The following is a 592-nucleotide window of genomic DNA, read 5'->3' as shown; positions in this document are numbered from 1 at the left end:
GAACGTTATACGATATATGACAAGAAAGTTGGAAATCATCTTGCATCATCATTTAATGAAAGAACTCATTGCTTCTTATTTCAATGAAGCTACTGTAAACATTGAGGCAGTACCTTACGGTCTAACTAATTACTCTAAAGTGTTCACAATAAATAATGAGAAGTATATAGCGAGAATTTATGATGAATTTTCAAAAACCCTTGAAAAATTAAGATTTGAGATTGAATTAACTACATTCCTTGAACAACAAAATTTATCGTTTAAGATTCCTGAATTTTTAATTACCATTACAGGAGGGCAATTTGTAGAGTTATCTAATGGTCAATTGGGATCAGTGATGAACTTTATTGAAGGAGAAATTCCTGATATAACACAGACATCAGATATAAAGGAATATGGAAGAGTCGTTAGCGAGCTATCTGTTGCATTTAATGCATTTAAAAGCGACGTACATAGTCAAAAAATAAAATTCTATGATATCTACAACCTTCATCCACTATCTAATGAAAAATCTATTAATCATTTTTTGAATCAATTGCCTTTTGAAATTGAGCATAGTCATTTATCCATATTAAAGAAATCAATTCAAGAC

General features: G+C 29.7%; 1 protein-coding gene. It reads left to right on the top strand.

Annotated features, from left to right (window positions below):
• Positions 1 to 40 precede the first annotated feature (40 nt).
• The coding region (locus AC1TO5_RS21290; RefSeq protein ID WP_482064831.1) for an aminoglycoside phosphotransferase/kinase family protein at positions 41 to 592 on the top strand (552 nt) is incomplete at its 3' end.

It is taken from the genome of Paenibacillus sp. Y930 (assembly GCF_056786375.1).
Note: the sequence above shows the minus strand (reverse complement) of the source record. Positions and strands in the feature narration are given on the sequence as shown.